Here is a 566-nt window from a genome sequence, read left to right as displayed (position 1 = left end):
ATGGGGTGTTGCTAATGGAGTCACGCCTCTCATGCAAAACAGAACGCTATTGGGTTGCTCGTTCACTGGCTTTTTTAAAAGAAACATCTCTCAAGGCATCCAAGCTCATTTCGTGACGGTGCCCGTGAATGGTATAACGATAAAGCCATTGAGCCCCCCATCTTTACGCTTATGAAGTAACAAGTCGGTACCATCGTTATATTTGCCAGCCCCCCATTGCGACAGACTTTTCTTAAGACGGTTCATAAGAGCCATTTTTAGTCCTTTCTTAATAGTTTTTTATCCACACGCTAATCCCATTTGTAATGTGCAGGCGATTTTGATTGATTCAACATGGAGAGCTTTGAAATGAAAGATCTTACGATATTCGGTGTTCTCATTCAATATGAATAACGCTATATTATCACTATAAATCAATATCTTGTCTAAGTTGCGATCAGATCATGATCAAGAGAGTGATTTAACATGATAATTTATCGTTTTATGGAGAGAGAGTTTTCAATGCTGTAAGATCTCTCATTTCATCTCGTTTTTACAGTGAAGTCATTAAAACTATTTGCTTGGTT

General features: G+C 38.2%; 1 pseudogene. It reads right to left on the bottom strand.

Annotated features, from left to right (window positions below):
* Nucleotides 1-49 precede the first annotated feature (49 nt).
* A pseudogene (locus tag ACFINC_RS11755) lies at nt 50-255 on the bottom strand (integrase arm-type DNA-binding domain-containing protein); the annotation flags it as partial.
* Nucleotides 256-566 lie beyond the last annotated feature (311 nt).

Source organism: Bartonella sp. AP58NXGY (genome assembly GCF_042195785.1).
Taxonomy (GTDB): Bacteria; Pseudomonadota; Alphaproteobacteria; order Rhizobiales; family Rhizobiaceae; genus Bartonella.
Note: the sequence above shows the minus strand (reverse complement) of the source record. Positions and strands in the feature narration are given on the sequence as shown.